Source organism: Arthrobacter sp. (genome assembly GCF_048266065.1).
In the GTDB taxonomy this organism is placed as follows: domain Bacteria; phylum Actinomycetota; class Actinomycetes; order Actinomycetales; family Micrococcaceae; genus Arthrobacter_H.
Genome location: NZ_JBLXAH010000012.1, coordinates 53,572 through 68,164, shown reverse-complemented (window position 1 = coordinate 68,164; position 14,593 = coordinate 53,572). Strand labels below are relative to the sequence as shown.

The window sequence follows — 14,593 nt, the reverse complement described above, 5'->3', positions numbered from 1 at the left end:
CCACTTGCCCCGGAAACCGCGGCGATGGCCCTATGCTCGGAATGATGTGGTCCCGATCACCCACATCATCTCCCGCATACCTTGAGAGGCTCAATGCCATGAATTTCGACAAGTTGGAGTCCGTTCTCTCGGACATTGGCAGCATCGTCTGGGGTCCCTACATGCTGATACCGCTGCTCCTGGGCACCGGTCTCTACCTGACGATCCGCTTGGGGGGACTGCAGTTCCTCAAACTGGGTGCCGCCCTGCGGCTGGGCATCCTCAAACGCAAGGATGTCGGCGCCGAAGGCGACATCTCCCAGTTCCAGGCCCTGACCACCGCCCTGGCCGCCACGGTGGGCACCGGCAACATCGTCGGCGTCGCCACCGCCATCGGCATCGGTGGGCCGGGCGCCCTGTTCTGGATGTGGATGACCGGCCTGCTGGGCATGGTCACCAAATACTCCGAGGCCTACCTGGCCGTGCGGTTCCGCGGCACCGACGCCGCCGGTGAGAAGTCCGGCGGCCCCCAGTACTACCTGGAGCGCGGCATCAAGGGCCCACTGGGCAAGATCCTGGGCCTGATGTTCGCGATCTTCGCCGTCCTGGCCTGCTTCGGCATCGGCAACATGACCCAGGGCAACTCCATCGCCTCCAACGTCGAGAGCAGCTGGGGCGTCGCACCGTGGGTGACCGGGCTGGTCCTGACCGTCCTGGCGATGGTGGTCCTCGTCGGTGGCATCAAATCCATCGGTGCCGTGACGGCAGGACTCGTGCCGGTCATGATCGTCTTCTACGTCCTGGGTGCCCTCTACATCCTGCTGGTCAACATCGGACAGCTCCCGGAGGCCCTGGGCCTCATCTTCAGCGACGCCTTCACCGGCACCTCGGCGATCGGAGGTTTCGCCGGCTCGGCGATCATCATCGCCGTCCAGTTCGGTGTGGCCCGCGGGCTGTTCTCCAACGAGTCGGGGCTCGGTTCGGCCCCGATCGCCGCGGCGGCGGCGCAGACCACCCACCCGGTCCGCCAGGGCCTGGTGTCGATGACGCAGACGTTCATCGACACGATCATCGTGGTGAGCTTCACCGGCTTGGTCATCGTCACCACCGGTGCCTGGAAGGAAGTCGACCCGGAAACGGGCGAACAGATCTCCGCGGCACTGATGACCGGTGAGGCCTTCACCCACGGGCTTCCCGGGGAATGGGGCCACTGGATCGTGACGATCGGCCTGGTGCTCTTCGCGTTCTCCACCATCCTCGGGTGGTCCTACTACGGGGAACGGAACATGGAGCGCCTGTTCGGCCGGCGCACCGTGATGCCGTTCCGTGTGGTCTTCTCGCTCGTCGTCTTCATCGGCTGCACTGTCGAGCTCGGTGTCGTCTGGGCGTTCTCTGACGTGATGAACGGGATGATGGCGCTGCCGAACCTCGTCGGACTACTGGTGCTCTCCGGGCTGATCGCCCGCGAGACCAGGCACTACCTCAAGCACGACCCGAAGCTGGAGGCCACCAAGGAGGAGATCGAGGCATTCATGGCCGACCGTCCGGGGTGGGAGGAATGGAAATCCGGCGACGTGGTCGGCTCCAGCCACAACTACGGACGGTTGAAGGACCGCATCCGGGACTGATCCCACACCGGGCCCCGGGCAGTACAGCGGCCGGCCACCTGACGGATATCCATCCGGGGTGGCCGGCCGCTGCGTCGTGTGGTGGCGGAGGGCGTGTGGCCGGTCTCAGCCGCCGGCAAAGGGCGGCAGGATGTCGATGACGTCCTGCTCGGCTAGCCGGCGTGAGCGGTCACGGGCAGCTGTCTCGTTGATGAGGAAACTGGAGCGCGAGACGACCCGGTCCAGCGGGGGCCCGGAGGTGCCGCCGGGGACCACCCGGGGAAGGTGTGCCAGCAGCGCCGCCAGCGTGCCGCCGTCGTGCCCGATGGCGGCGAGGGGGACATCCACTTCGGTGGTGCCGGCCGCGGCTGCGGCAGCGGCGAAGAACCTGACCTTCACTTAACCTCCGATGGCGCTCATGGAGCGGTCCGGCTGGACGAAATCCTGGTCGCCCAGGCCCGTGTGGTCCATGCCGTGGGCGCGGGGCTTGGCCCACATGGCGGCCCGCCACCGGTCGGCGACCTGGGCGTCGGTGGCGTCCGAGCGCAGCAGCGCCGTCAGGTCCGTCTCCTCGCGGGAGAACAGGCAGCTCATGATCTTGCCCTCGGCGGTGATGCGGGTGCGGCGGCAGTCGGCGCAGAACGGCTCGGTCACCGAGGCGATGATGCCCACCGTGCCCAGGACCTCGCCGGGGGCGGCGCCGGTTCCCACGCCCGGATCGGGCAGGGCGCGGACGACGTAGCGCTCGGCCGGGGCGCCGTCGCGGGCGTCGGGGGAGACGGAGAGGTCGTAGTGGGTGCGCAGCAGTTCGCGGGTGTCCTCGGCGGTGACCATGTTGGTGCGGGTCCAGCCGTGGTCGGCATCCAGGGGCATCTGCTCGATGAACCGCAGTTCGAAGCCGCGCTCAAGCGACCAGTCCAGCAGGTCGGCCGCTTCGGTGTCGTTGACCCCGCGCAGCAGCACCGCGTTGATCTTGATCGGGCGCAGGCCGGCGGCGTCGGCGGCCTCGATGCCCTCGAGCACCTTGTGGAAGAAGTTCCGCCGGGTCAGCTTCGCGAACGATTCGGCGTGGATGGTGTCCAGCGAGACGTTGATGCGCGAGAGGCCGGCCTCGGCGAGGGCACCGGCCTTGGCCGCGAGGCCGACGCCGTTGGTGGTCATCGAGATCGGCAGGTCCGGATGGTCCGCGCGGATCGAGGCGATGATCTCCACCAGGTCCTTGCGCACCAGCGGTTCGCCGCCGGTCAGGCGCAGTTCGCGCACCCCGTGGGTGTCCACCGCAATGCGCACCAGGCGGCGGATCTCCCCGGCGGTCAGCAGGCGTTCGGCGGGCAGCCAGGCCAGCCCGTCGGCGGGCATGCAGTAGGTGCAGCGCAGGTTGCATTTGTCGATCAGCGAGATGCGCAGGTCGGTGGCGACGCGGCCGAAGCGGTCCACCAGGCGCGGATCGTCTCCCGGCGCGGGTGGAGGCACGGTCCCGTGGGCCGTCTCGGGGCCGGAGGTGCCCGGTGCGGGGATCGTCGGCAGGCCCAGCGACACCGGGGCCGACGCGCCGCCGGGCCCGGCCGGGGTGGCGGAATGTGTGCTGCAGGTCATCTTCCGAGGGTAGTCCAGATCCGGCCGGAATTCAGGGGCCCGGGGTGCCTCCGTCACACCGTCCCGCGGATCCGGGTGGGAGCGCCGATGTCGGGTTCCGGAGTAATGATCCTCACATCACCGCAATTGCGTCGACTAGGCTACGATCATGACGCATTTGAGAGTTTCCGAGGCGGCCCGGTTCCTGGGGGTCAGTGACGACACCGTGCGGCGCCTGCTCGATTCCGGCCAGTTGGCGGCCGGCAAGGACGCCGCAGGAAGGATCACCGTCGACGGCACCGAGCTGGCCGCCTACATCCGCGGGCTGGCCAACACCCCCACCGACCCGGCGCATGTGGCCTCCTCGGCCCGCAACCGGTTCGTCGGACTGGTCACCGCCGTCACCGCCGACCGCGTCATGGCCCAGGTGGAACTGCAATGCGGCCCGTTCCGGGTGGTCTCGCTCATGAGCAGCGAGGCGGTACGGGACCTGGGACTGGAACCGGGGAGCATCGCCACCGCAGTCATCAAGTCAACGAACGTCATCATCGAAACCAAGGGACAACCATGAAGACCCGCATCATCACCGCACTGGCGGCCAGCGCCCTGCTGCTCTCCGGCTGCGCCTCGGCGGCCGGCACCGGGGCCTCCTCCAGCCCGGCATCGGGCTCCGCGGGCACCGGGGGGAGCACCGGCGTCGTGCAGTTTTCCGCAGCCGCCTCGCTGACCGACGTGGCCCCCGAGCTGACCGCCGCCTACGCGCAGGACACGGGGGATGCGACCACGATCCAGATCAACCTCGGGGCCTCCTCGAAGCTGGTCCAGCAGGCCAACGCCGGGGAGCGTCCCGACGTGCTGGTCACCGCCGACACCGAGGCCCCGAAGGCGCTGGAGGACCCCGGAGCGTTCGCCACGCCCGTGAACCTGCTCTCCAACTCCCTGGTGCTGGCCGTGCCCGCCGATTCGAAGATCACCGGCGTGAACCAGCTGCCGGACGCCGACGCCGTGGCGATCTGCGCTCCCGCCGTCCCGTGTGGGCGGGCGGCGAACGGCTACCTGGAATCGGAGGGCATCACGCTGGGCACCGTCAGCGAAGAGGACGACGTCCGCGCCGTGCTGACCAAGGTCACCGCCGGCCAGGTCGACGCCGGATTCGTCTACGCGACCGACGCGGCCGCCGCCGGGGAGCAGGTCAGGGCGATCGAGCTGCCGAACATCAAGCCCAACGTCTACCCGCTGCTGGTCGCCAACGACGCACCCGACGCGGCGAAGAAGTTCGCCCAGTGGCTGCAGGGCGATGCGGCCACTGCGCTGTTCAGCGAAGCGGGCTTCTCCCGGCCGTGACCCGTATTCCCCTCTCACCCCGCCTGCTCAGGGCGACGACGCCCGGCTGGCTGTGGGTCCCGGCGGCGATCGGGCTGGCCGCCCTGGCCGGACCGCTCGTCGCCCTGTTCGTCGCCGCCAACTGGCACGACCTGCCGGCCCTGCTCGCCCGTGAAGACTCCCGCACGGCCCTGGGACTGTCGCTGACGACGGCGGGCGCCTCCACCGTGGTGTGCTTCGTGCTGGGCCTGCCGCTGGCCGTGCTGCTCTCCCGCCTGCACGGGGCGGTGCTGGCGTTGCTGCGGGGTCTGCTGGTGGTGCCGCTGGTGCTCTCCCCGGTGGTCTCCGGGTTGGCGTTGCTGTACTTCTGGGGGCGGCAGACCCTGGTGGGCGGCTGGCTGGATGCGCTGGGACTGGGCATCGGGTTCAGCCCGGCGGCGGTGGTCCTGGTCCAGGTCTTCGTCTCGTTGCCCTTCTTCGTGGTCTCCGCGCTGAGCAGCATCGAATCGGTGGACACCGACCTGGAATTCGCCGGCGCGAACGCCGGGGCGTCCTCCTGGCAGATCCTCTCCCACATCACCCTGCCGCTGGCTGCCCCCGGCATCCTGGTGGGCACCCTGCTGGCCTTCGCCCGGTCACTGGGCGAATACGGGGCCACCATCACCTTTGCCGGATCCGTCGCCGGGCGCACCCGGACGCTGCCGCTGCAGATCGAGCTGGCCCTGAACTCCAACGACCCGCAGGCAGCCCTGGGCGTGTCGCTGATGCTGATCGGGCTGTACCTGATCGTGCTGGTCATTGCCGGGACGGCGGTGGGCCGGATCTTCCGCCATGAGCGGTGAGGTGCCGCCGTAGGATGTAACGCATGGACTCCAGCTTCCGGCGCACCGTCGAGGACCACCGCGCCGCATTGCACCGCCTGTTGGCACCGTTGGCCGACCGGCTGGGCACCGAGGACCTGCCCCTGCCCGACGCCCTGGGCCGCGTCCTGGCCGCAGACCTGGTGGCTCCGAGGTCGCTGCCGCCGTTCGATAATTCGCAGATGGACGGCTACGCCCTGCGGGTGGCCGAGGCCGCAGACGGCGCGGCGCTGCCCGTCGGCGCCCCGATCCCCGCCGGTGCCGCCGCAGCCGCCCTGCAGCCCGGCACCGTGGTGCCGATCATGACCGGGGCGATGCTGCCCGCCGGGGCCGACGCCGTGGTGCCGATCGAACGCGCCGACCCACCCCGGTTTCCTCCCGCCGACACGGGCGGTGCCACCGTCACCCTGCCCACCGACATCCCGCCGGGACAGTTCATCCGGCCCGCCGGCAGCGACATCGCCGCCGGCGCCACCGCCCTTCCCGCCGGCACCCGGCTGGGCCCCGTGCAGCTGGGCCTGGCCGCCGCCCTGGGGATCGACACCCTGGCGGTCCGCCGCCGACCCCGCGTGCTTCTCCTCGCCACCGGGGACGAGGTCAGGGCACCGGGCACCGAGCTGGCCCCCGGGCAGATCCACGACGCCAACTCCACGCTGCTGGCCGGCCTGTTCACCGAAGCCGGTGCCCAGACCCGGTGCGCCGGCATCAGCGCCGATGACCCGGACGCCTTCGCCGCTGCCCTGGCCGGCATGCTGGGCCCCGCCGACGCGCCCGCCCACGACATCTTGGTCACCAGTGGCGGCATCAGCCAGGGCGCCTACGAGGTGGTCCGGCAGGCGCTGGCCGGGCACGGCATCGACTTCGGCTCGGTCGCCATGCAGCCAGGAGGCCCGCAGGGGATCGGCCTGCTGCGCCTGCCCGGCACCGCACCGACCCCCCTGGTGGCCTTCCCCGGCAACCCGGTCAGCGGGGTCGTCAGCTTCGAGATCCTGCTGCGCGACACCCTCATCGACCTCACCGGGGCAGCACCGCGACGGGTCCTCCGCGCCCGGCTGGCCGTGGCGCTGGACCCGCCACCGGCGGGCAAACTCCAGGTCCGCCGCGGCCGGGTGCGGATACTGCACGACGGCGGGGCCGAGGCAACCCCCGTGGGCGGGCCCGGCTCCCACCTGGTCCACGCACTGGCCACCGCCAACGCCCTGCTGGTGCTGCCCGCCGACGCCCCCACACCCGCGGCCGGGGAACCGGTCGACGCCCTGATCTACGGAGACCTCCCATGACCGACCCCCAAAGCCCCGGGCTCAGCCACGTCCGCGCCGACGGAACGGCCCACATGGTCGACGTCTCGCACAAGGCCGAGACCTCGCGCACCGCCAGGGCGCAGGCGGTGTTGCAGACCCGGCCCGACGTCATCAGGATGATCACCCAGGGGGACCTGCCCAAGGGCGACGCCCTCGCCGTTGCCCGGATCGCCGGGATCATGGCCGCCAAGAAGACGCCCGAACTCATCCCGTTGTGCCATCCGCTCCCGCTGGCCAAGCTCACCGTCGACTTCTTCCCCGACGCGGCAGCCGGCACCGTGCGCATCGAAGCCGGTGTCACCACCCGTGGGGTGACCGGCGTGGAGATGGAGGCCCTGACCGCCGCATCGGTGGCCGCACTGGCCCTGTACGACATGACCAAGGCGGTCGACAAGCATGCGGTCATCACCGAGACGAAGGTGCTGGCCAAATCCGGCGGCAAGAGCGGAGACTGGACACTGGACGGGGACCGGGCATGAACGCCCCGCAGCGGCGGGCCGCCGTGCTCATCGCCTCCACCCGGGCCGCGGCGGGCGTCTACACCGACCGCAGCGCCCCGGTCATCACGGGGTGGCTGGCCGCCCACGGATTCCAGACGGGGGAGGCGGTCATCGTCGCCGACGGCGAACCGGTGCGCGAGGCGCTGCGCCGGCTGCTGCTGGACTCCCCGTCGGTCATCATCACCAGCGGGGGAACCGGGCTGTCGCCCGATGACCGCACCCCCGAGATGACCGAAGGGCTGCTGGAGCGCACGATCCCCGGCCTCATGGAGGCCATCCGCGCCGCGGGCCGTGACAAGACCCCGCACGCGGCGCTCGGCCGCGGCCACGCCGGCACCGCGGGGCGGACCTTCATCATCAACCTCCCCGGCTCACCCGGCGGCGTCGCCGACGCCCTGGGCGTGCTGGACCCGGTCATCTCACACCTCTGCGAACAGATCGAAGGCGGACACGGACATGAATGAACCCACCAGCACCCCGGCCGGCGTCGTCGTCTTCTCCGGCATGGCCGCGGAACCGATCGACGTGGAGACCGCCTGGGATGCCGTGGAAACCGAGGCCACCGGCGCCGTCGTCACCTTCGGCGGGGTGGTGCGCAACCACGATTCCGGCCGCGAGGTCCAACGCCTGGGCTACAGCGCACACCCCACCGCCGACACCCGGATGGCCGAACTGGCCGCCGAGGTCGCCTCCCGGCACCCCGGCACCCGCCTCTGGGCGGCCCACCGGACCGGTGAACTGGCCATCGGCGACGCCGCCCTGGTCGCCGCAGCGGCGGCCTCCCACCGCGGTGAGGCCTTCGAGGCGTGCCGTGACCTGGTCGAGGCGGTCAAGCACGGCGTGCCGGTGTGGAAGGAACAGCACTTCGCCGACGGCGAGACCGAATGGGTGGGCATGGCCTGACGCGATAACCTTGGGCGCATGACTGCACAGATTTCCGTTGCCATCCTCGGAGCCACAGGACGCATGGGCGCCGAGGCCGTGAAGGCGGTCCGCAACGCCGAGGACATGGAGCTGGTCGCCGCCCTCGGCCGGCAGGACCCGCTGGAGGGGATCCTCGACGCCGGGGCCACCCACGTGGTGGACCTCACCGTCCCGGACAGCACCGAAGCCAACGTCCGCTTCGCCGTCGAACACGGGATCCACGCCGTCGTGGGAACCACCGGCTGGACCGACACCCGCAGGGCACACCTGGCCGAACTGCTCGCCGGACATCCAGGGGTCGGGGTGCTGATCGCCCCGAACTTCGCCCTCGGTGCGGTGTTGGCATCTGCCTTCGCCGCCCGGGCCGCGAAGTACTTCGAATCCGTCGAGATCATCGAACTGCACCACCCGGAGAAGGTCGACGCCCCCTCCGGCACCGCTGTGCGCACCGCCGAGCTGGTCTCGAAGGCCAGGACCGCCGCGAAGGTCCCGGCCAGTCCCGACGCCACCGAAACCCTGCTGGACGGCGCCCGCGGCGCCGACGTCGACGGGGTCCGCGTGCACTCGGTGCGGCTGCGTGGGCTGGTCGCCCACCAGGAGGTCCTGCTCGGTTCGGCCGGCGAACAGCTGACGCTGCGCCACGATTCGTTTGACAGGGTCTCCTTCATGCCCGGCGTGCTGCTGGGCCTGCGCACCGTCGCCTCCCGCCCCGGGCTCGCCTACGGGCTGGACAACTACCTGGACCTCGGAGGCAACGCCTAAGTGAAGACCAAGCTCTGGGTCGGCGGCATCCTGCTGCTGTTCGCCCTGTACCTCTACGCCTCCTTCGCCAGCTCGGTCGCCCTCATCCGCGCCCCCGAACCGTTGGCCAAGGGCATCGGCGTCGCCGCCCTGCTCATCCCCATCCTGGGCGTCTGGATCCTGATCCGCGAGGTCCTGTTCGGATCGCGCAGCCAGCGCATGGCAGGCATCCTGGCGTCCGAGGGCCTGCTGCCCGAGGACAACCTGCCGCGGACCCCGTCCGGGCGGATCGTGAAGTCGGCGGCCGACGAGGACTTCGTGCAGTACCAGCAGGAAGCGACGGCACACCCTGAAAGCTGGCGCAGCCTGCACCGCCTCGCCCTGGCCTACGACGCGTCGGGCGACCGCCGTCGGGCCCGTGAAACGATGCGCCGGGCCATCGGCCTGTTCCGCGCCTCCGGCGATGCGCGGGCCACGACCGGAAGCTGAACCGGCCACCGGATCAGCGGCGCCGCCCGGCGAACAGGGCGGCCTGCACCCGGGACTGGAGCCCGAGCTTGGCCAGCACGCGCGAGACATGGGTCTTGACCGTCGTCTCCGAAATGCCCAGCCGCCGGCCGATCGCGTGGTTGGACAGGCCCTCGCCCAGGCAGCCCAGGACCTCGTGTTCACGATCGGTCAGGGGGAGCACCGCCGCGTCGACGGGATCCGGCTCCCGCTGCACGGACGGCCGTGAGGTGAGCGCCGCCGCGACGATGCGGGCGGTGACCTCCGGGGAAATGACAGAATCCCCGGCCACGACGCGCTGCAACGCCGCCGTGATCTCCGCCGGTTCCGCCGACTTGAGCAGGAACCCGTCCGCCCCGGCCCGGAGGGCACCGAACAGGTAGGAATCGTGGTCGAAGGTCGTCAGCACCAGGACCTTGGACCAGCCGGCCCGGGTGATCTCCCGGGTGGCGCGGATCCCGTCCACCACCGGCATGCGCAGGTCCATGAGCACGACGTCGGGGCGCAGCACCCGCGCCATGTCCACCGCCTTCGCCCCATCGGCCGCCTCACCGACCACCGTGAGCCCGGGCTGGGTCTCGATGACCATGCGCATGCCCACCCGGATGGCCGCGTGGTCATCGGCCAGCAGCACGCCGATCGTGCTCATCGCCGGCCCCCGTGCCCCGGGACCGGGCCGGCGGCAGCGACAGGCCCCGGGCCCGCACCCGTCCGCGCCACGGTGCCTTCCGGGGTGGCGGCCACCGGAAGCCGGGCAGCCACCCGCCACCCGCCGTCGTGCTCCCCGGCCTCCAGCGTCCCGCCGAGCTGTTCGGCGCGCAGCCGCAAACTCGTCAACCCGGTCATCGTCCCGGGCCCCGCGGCCGAACCAGGACTCGCGCCGGTGGCCGGGTCCCCTGACCCAGCGGAGGTGCCGCCGGCGGCTGCCGGTCCGTTGTCGACGAGCACGCGCAGCAGGCCCTCGCCCGGGCCCCCGGCCAGCCTGACGTCGATGGCCGACCCCGGGGCATGGCGCAACGCATTGACCAGTGCCTCGGCGACGATGCGGTAGACGGCGGTCTGGACCTGCAACGGAATCGCCTCCGTGCCCGAGACGGTGTTAGACACGGAGACGCGCGCCCCGGCGGCGGCGTGCGCGGCCACCAGCGACTCGAGGTCCCCGATGGAGCCCGCGGATTCCCGCGCCTCGCCGGCATTGAGCAGACGGATCATCGAGGCCAGCTCGCCGAGCCCCGCCACGCTTTCGGCGCGGACGTGCGCGAGGACCTCGGCGGACAGCTCCGGGGTCCCGCTGCGCAGCGCGGCACCGGTCTGCAGGGCGATCGCGGAGAGCCGCGCGGAGAGCACGTCGTGCAGCTCGTGGGCCATGCGCTGGCGCTCGGTGGCCAACGCCAGTTCATGCCGGCCGGCGGCGATGGTGGCCCGCTGCCGGGCCGCCTCCTCCACCGCGCCGGCACGGGAGGCTTCCGCCGCCGCGAGGTTGCGCGCCTTGCGCAGGTTCGAGGCCCATTCGGCTGGCAGCAGCAGCGACAAGCCCAGCAGCAGCGCCGTCATGACGGCCTGGCGCAGGTCGGACGTGGCGGCCAGCACCGCCACCGCGGCGAGGCCGGTGGCCGCCAGCGCCGCGATCTCGGTGGCCCGCGAGGCCCGGTCGCCGGCAAAGAGCACCAGCGAGAACACCGTCTCCCAGAACAGCAGGAAACCGGCGCCCTGGCCCATCAGCAACAGCACGACCCCCGCCGCGGCGCTCACCGGCGCCATCACGAACGGCGCCCCCCGGCGCAACAGCAGGGCCAGCGACCCGGCGATGCCGACCGCGGGCCACCACGCAACCACTGCCGCCGGCCACGGCGACCAACCGGCATCGGCACCGTTCACCGTGGCCAGCAGCCACATCAACGCCGGATAGCCGACGACCAGCAGCAGGTCCTCGCGGCGGATGGCGCGCCATGCGGTGCCCAGCGGGGAGGGAGGGGAATCCATGGTCCCATCCTGCCCGCGTCACCCGGGCGTTCCAAGGGCGGACCACAGCAGATGGCACCAAAGGATGACCCCGCGTGCATCCATCGGCCGACGCGCGGACGCTGGCCCCGGCGGCACGCTGGGACCATGACGACCGACAACCTGCTCAAGCTCCTGGTCCTGGCGCTGATCGACAGCACCAGCATCGGCACCCTCGTGATCCCCGTCTGGCTGCTGCTGCGCCGCGGCTCCGGCCGGATCGCGGGCAAGGTCGGCGTGTACCTGGCGGTGATCGGCGTGTTCTACTTCCTGGTCGGCGTCGTGATGCTCACCTCGGCCTCCACCGTGCTCGACGCCTGGGGCGAGGGTGCGCGCACGTTCGCCGCGTCGCGCCCGGCGCACTGGCTGGCCCTGGCCGCCGGCGCCACGTTGCTGTGGTTCGCCCTCAGGGACTGGATCCCCTCGGGGGCCTCGAAGACCCCCACCCGGGGGCCTTCCACGCCGGCCCGGGCGTCGACACCGACGCGGGCGTCCACACCGACGCGTGAGCCGACACGGACAGGGCACGACGGCGGTGTGCACCCCGTGGTGCCGGAGGGCACCTCCGCCGCCACCTCCCGCGCCGCGTCGGCCGAACAACGCTGGGGCGCACGGATCTCGAGGGCGCTGACGACTCCCGGGGGCCTGGTCGCTCTGGCCGTGACGGCCGGCCTGCTGGAGTTGCCGACTATGTTGCCCTACGTGGCAGCCATCGGGGTGCTCACCGTGGAGGGCCCGGCCGTGCTGGCGGGCATTGGCTGGCTGGGCCTGTACTGCCTGGTCATGTTGCTGCCGGCGGTCCTCCTACTGGGCGCCCGCGTCCTGCTGGAGGGGCGGGTCGAGGCCCCGATGCAGCGGTTGGGCGCCTGGCTGGGCAAGGCCTCGACCGAGGCGGTCCTGTGGATCATGGGTGCCGGCGGGTTCCTGCTGGTGCGCTACGCGCTGCAGGGGCTCTGACGCCCCTGCACCGGTGTCAGTGGGCGGTGCTGGCCGACCGCCCCGCGGCGGCCTCCGAGAGCGTGTGCACGGCCGCCTCGAGTGGGCCGCGGCGTCCGGCCCACTTCAACGCGATGCCGACCAGCAGTGCGACGACGACGAACCACAGGTAGAGGCCCAGCCGCGGCATCCCGGCGGTGGCAGTGCCCAGCAGATCCAACGCCACCAGATGCCCGGTGTAGAGGGTCAGCGTCGCCGATCCCGCCCCGGACAGCGGCCACAGCAGCGCCTCACCGACGCCGCCGAGCAGCGCCGCCAGTGCCATCGCCACCAGTTGGCACACGCCCAGCACGGCGAGGGCGGTGCCGGCGACGTGCAGCAGGTCCAGCGGCGCGCTGCTGTGCGGGGCGGAGATCGCGAACCACCAGGGCGTCGCCTCGATGCCGGCCAGGCCCCGACCGGACGCCAGCGCGGCGTCCAACGGCAGGCCGTTGTCCCGCGTGATCGCCCCCAGGGCCTGCACGGCACCGGGGTGGGAGGCGAGCAACTGGTCCGAGAGCATCCGGGCGCCAACGGCCAGGGCCGCCCCGCCCAGGGTGAACGCCAGCGCCACGGGCGGCAGCTGCAGCCGGCAGCGGCCCACCGCCAGGCCCAGCAGCACGAACCCGGTCCACACCAGCACCGGGTAGTAGCCGGTGACGAAGAGGTCGGCCAGCAGCGTGGCCGGGCGCAGCACGTCGCCGAGCCCGGGCGAGGCCCCCGCGGTGGCTGGTTCGACGTGGGTCTGCACCCACGGGAGCAGCAGGTACCAGAGCGCCGGTGCCAGCAGCAGCCAACCGGTGCTGATGCACCATAGGGTGCGCAACCGCAGCCCCAGGAAGGCCGACGCGATGAGGAACAGCAGCCCGTAGTGGACCAGGATCACCGCGACGTTCGTGTCCAGGGATCCTGCGGCCAGTCCGATCGCGGTGATCAGCAGTGCCCGCACCGCCACCGACCGGCGGTCCGAACCGAGGCGGGCCCCGGAGTGCGGGGTGCTGCCACCGGTCAGCAACCCCAACCCCACGCCGGCGAGGATCGCGAAGACCGCCGATGCCTTGCCGGCGAACAGCAGCGCCACCCAGGTCGCCTCGGTGCCGTGGGATCCGGTCAGCGTCAGGGGCATGATGTGCGTTCCCATCATCCCGAGCAGTGCCAGGCCGCGGGCCACATCGACGCCGGCAACGCGTCGGGTCGGGGCCGTCGTGCGCTGTCGTGGCATGGGTTCCTGGCCTGTCGTGGAGAGGGGAGGATACGGGGGAACCCGCGCGTCGAATATACCAAGGCAGGTCCCTCGTCGCCGGTCCACGTCATCTTGGTCACGCAACGCGCCGGGCTGCGGAAATCGGCAGGTGCTGAGGGTAACGTTGAAGCCATGTCAGCCTCGGATTCGAACACCCCGCGCCACGATTACCCCTTCGGCACCCTGGGCATCGCCATGGTCACCCCGTTTGCCGCCGGAGGCGCCGCCGATCTGGACGAGGCCGCCGCGCTGGCGACCCGGCTCGTCGAGGACGGCTGCGATTCGCTGGTCGTCACCGGGACCACGGGGGAGACCTCCACGCTGACCGACGAGGAGAACCTGGGCATGTTCCGGGCCGTCGTCGAGGCGGTCGGTGGACGGGCGAAGGTCATCGCCGGTTCCACCACCAACGACACAGCCCACTCCATCCACCTGTCCAAGGCCGCGGCGAAGCTCGGCGTCGACGGGCTGCTGGTCACCGCACCGTATTACAACAAGCCCAGCCAGGCGGGGGTGCGGGCCCACGTGGAGGCCATTGCCTCCAGCACCGACCTGCCCGTCATGGTCTACGACATCCCGGGCCGCGCCGGCATCTCCATCAGCGCCGAGACCCTGATCCGCTTGGCCGAGCACCCGAACGTGGTGGCCCTGAAGGACGCGAAGGCCGACTACCAATCCACCACCCGCGTGCTGGCCAACACGGACCTGCACGTCTACTCCGGCGACGACGGGCTGACGCTGCCGCTGATGGCCGCCGGAGCCAAGGGGGTCATCTCCGTCTCCGCCCATATCGCCACCGCCGGATACCGCCGCCTCGTGGACGCCATGCTGGCCGGTGACCTGGCCACGGCGCGGGCCATGCACTTCGAACTGGACCCCGTCCAGCGGGCCGTGATGTCCCACATCCAGGGCGCCGTCGCGGCCAAGACGATCCTGCATTGGCAGGGCGTGCTGCCCAACGCCAACGTGCGCCTGCCGCTGGTGGAACCGACCGAGGAGGAGGCGGCACCGATCCGCGCCGACCTGGCCGAGGCCGGAATCGACCTCTAGGAAGAGG

The 14,593-nt window shown here is 71.5% G+C and carries 17 protein-coding genes; 12 read left to right on the top strand and 5 right to left on the bottom strand.

Annotated elements, in window-relative coordinates; genetic code table 11:
- Window positions 1-98: 98 nt before the first annotated feature.
- Window positions 99-1,607, top strand: a complete 1,509-nt coding sequence (locus tag ACN0TP_RS16610) for an alanine/glycine:cation symporter family protein (protein WP_417220787.1) — start codon at window positions 99-101, stop codon at window positions 1,605-1,607.
- 105 nt (window positions 1,608-1,712) lie between these two features.
- On the opposite strand, the gene ACN0TP_RS16605 is transcribed toward ACN0TP_RS16610, so the two are convergent.
- Entirely contained in the window at window positions 1,713-1,985 is a 273-nt protein-coding gene (locus ACN0TP_RS16605) for a MoaD/ThiS family protein (RefSeq protein WP_417220785.1), read from the bottom strand.
- Window positions 1,986-3,182: a GTP 3',8-cyclase MoaA gene (gene moaA, locus ACN0TP_RS16600; RefSeq protein WP_417220782.1), complete on the bottom strand. Its 1,197-nt coding sequence runs from the start codon at window positions 3,180-3,182 to the stop codon at window positions 1,986-1,988.
- A 148-nt stretch (window positions 3,183-3,330) separates the two neighbouring features.
- Between moaA and ACN0TP_RS16595 the strand changes: the two genes are divergently transcribed.
- Genes ACN0TP_RS16595 through ACN0TP_RS16555 form a run of 9 tightly spaced genes read left to right on the top strand, consistent with a single transcriptional unit; the run spans window position 3,331 to window position 9,299 of the window.
- Window positions 3,331-3,732 carry a TOBE domain-containing protein gene (locus ACN0TP_RS16595; protein WP_417220780.1) on the top strand — a complete coding sequence of 134 codons (402 nt, stop codon included), beginning with the start codon at window positions 3,331-3,333 and terminating at the stop codon, window positions 3,730-3,732.
- Window positions 3,729-4,505: a molybdate ABC transporter substrate-binding protein gene (modA, locus tag ACN0TP_RS16590; protein WP_417220779.1), complete on the top strand. Its 777-nt coding sequence runs from the start codon at window positions 3,729-3,731 to the stop codon at window positions 4,503-4,505. Before ACN0TP_RS16595 ends, modA begins: the two co-directional genes overlap by 4 nt.
- A complete protein-coding gene (locus ACN0TP_RS16585; protein WP_417220777.1) occupies window positions 4,502-5,326 on the top strand; it encodes a molybdate ABC transporter permease subunit in 825 nt (274 codons plus the stop codon). Before modA ends, ACN0TP_RS16585 begins: the two co-directional genes overlap by 4 nt.
- A 23-nt stretch (window positions 5,327-5,349) precedes the next feature.
- The gene (glp, locus tag ACN0TP_RS16580; protein WP_417220775.1) at window positions 5,350-6,624 is read left to right on the top strand and encodes a gephyrin-like molybdotransferase Glp; all 1,275 of its coding nucleotides are present in this window, start codon (window positions 5,350-5,352) and stop codon (window positions 6,622-6,624) included.
- Entirely contained in the window at window positions 6,621-7,124 is a 504-nt protein-coding gene (gene moaC, locus ACN0TP_RS16575) for a cyclic pyranopterin monophosphate synthase MoaC (protein WP_417220773.1), read from the top strand. Before glp ends, moaC begins: the two co-directional genes overlap by 4 nt.
- A complete protein-coding gene (locus ACN0TP_RS16570; RefSeq protein ID WP_417220771.1) occupies window positions 7,121-7,609 on the top strand; it encodes a MogA/MoaB family molybdenum cofactor biosynthesis protein in 489 nt (162 codons plus the stop codon). Before moaC ends, ACN0TP_RS16570 begins: the two co-directional genes overlap by 4 nt.
- A complete protein-coding gene (locus ACN0TP_RS16565; RefSeq protein WP_417220769.1) occupies window positions 7,602-8,048 on the top strand; it encodes a molybdenum cofactor biosynthesis protein MoaE in 447 nt (148 codons plus the stop codon). The genes ACN0TP_RS16570 and ACN0TP_RS16565 overlap by 8 nt, the downstream gene beginning before the upstream one ends.
- An 18-nt stretch (window positions 8,049-8,066) precedes the next feature.
- Window positions 8,067-8,831, top strand: a complete 765-nt coding sequence (dapB, locus tag ACN0TP_RS16560) for a 4-hydroxy-tetrahydrodipicolinate reductase (protein ID WP_417220767.1) — start codon at window positions 8,067-8,069, stop codon at window positions 8,829-8,831.
- Window positions 8,832-9,299, top strand: a complete 468-nt coding sequence (locus tag ACN0TP_RS16555) for a hypothetical protein (RefSeq protein ID WP_417220764.1) — start codon at window positions 8,832-8,834, stop codon at window positions 9,297-9,299.
- Between the two features lie 13 nt (window positions 9,300-9,312).
- Here ACN0TP_RS16555 and ACN0TP_RS16550 read toward each other — a convergent pair whose 3' ends face one another.
- Window positions 9,313-9,966 (bottom strand): response regulator, encoded by a 654-nt coding sequence (locus ACN0TP_RS16550; protein ID WP_417220762.1) that lies wholly within the window; start codon window positions 9,964-9,966, stop codon window positions 9,313-9,315.
- Window positions 9,963-11,300: a sensor histidine kinase gene (locus tag ACN0TP_RS16545; protein WP_417220760.1), complete on the bottom strand. Its 1,338-nt coding sequence runs from the start codon at window positions 11,298-11,300 to the stop codon at window positions 9,963-9,965. Before ACN0TP_RS16545 ends, ACN0TP_RS16550 begins: the two co-directional genes overlap by 4 nt.
- A 126-nt stretch (window positions 11,301-11,426) precedes the next feature.
- Here ACN0TP_RS16545 and ACN0TP_RS16540 point away from each other — a divergent pair, with 126 nt between their 5' ends.
- Window positions 11,427-12,275: a GAP family protein gene (locus tag ACN0TP_RS16540; RefSeq protein WP_417220758.1), complete on the top strand. Its 849-nt coding sequence runs from the start codon at window positions 11,427-11,429 to the stop codon at window positions 12,273-12,275.
- A gap of 16 nt (window positions 12,276-12,291) precedes the next feature.
- On the opposite strand, the gene ACN0TP_RS16535 is transcribed toward ACN0TP_RS16540, so the two are convergent.
- Window positions 12,292-13,515: a heparan-alpha-glucosaminide N-acetyltransferase domain-containing protein gene (locus ACN0TP_RS16535; RefSeq protein ID WP_417220755.1), complete on the bottom strand. Its 1,224-nt coding sequence runs from the start codon at window positions 13,513-13,515 to the stop codon at window positions 12,292-12,294.
- Window positions 13,516-13,668: 153 nt separating this feature from the next.
- On the opposite strand from ACN0TP_RS16535, the gene dapA reads away from it, so the two are divergent.
- Window positions 13,669-14,586, top strand: coding sequence for a 4-hydroxy-tetrahydrodipicolinate synthase (dapA, locus tag ACN0TP_RS16530; protein WP_417220752.1), 918 nt, complete (start codon window positions 13,669-13,671; stop codon window positions 14,584-14,586).
- Window positions 14,587-14,593: the final 7 nt, after the last annotated feature.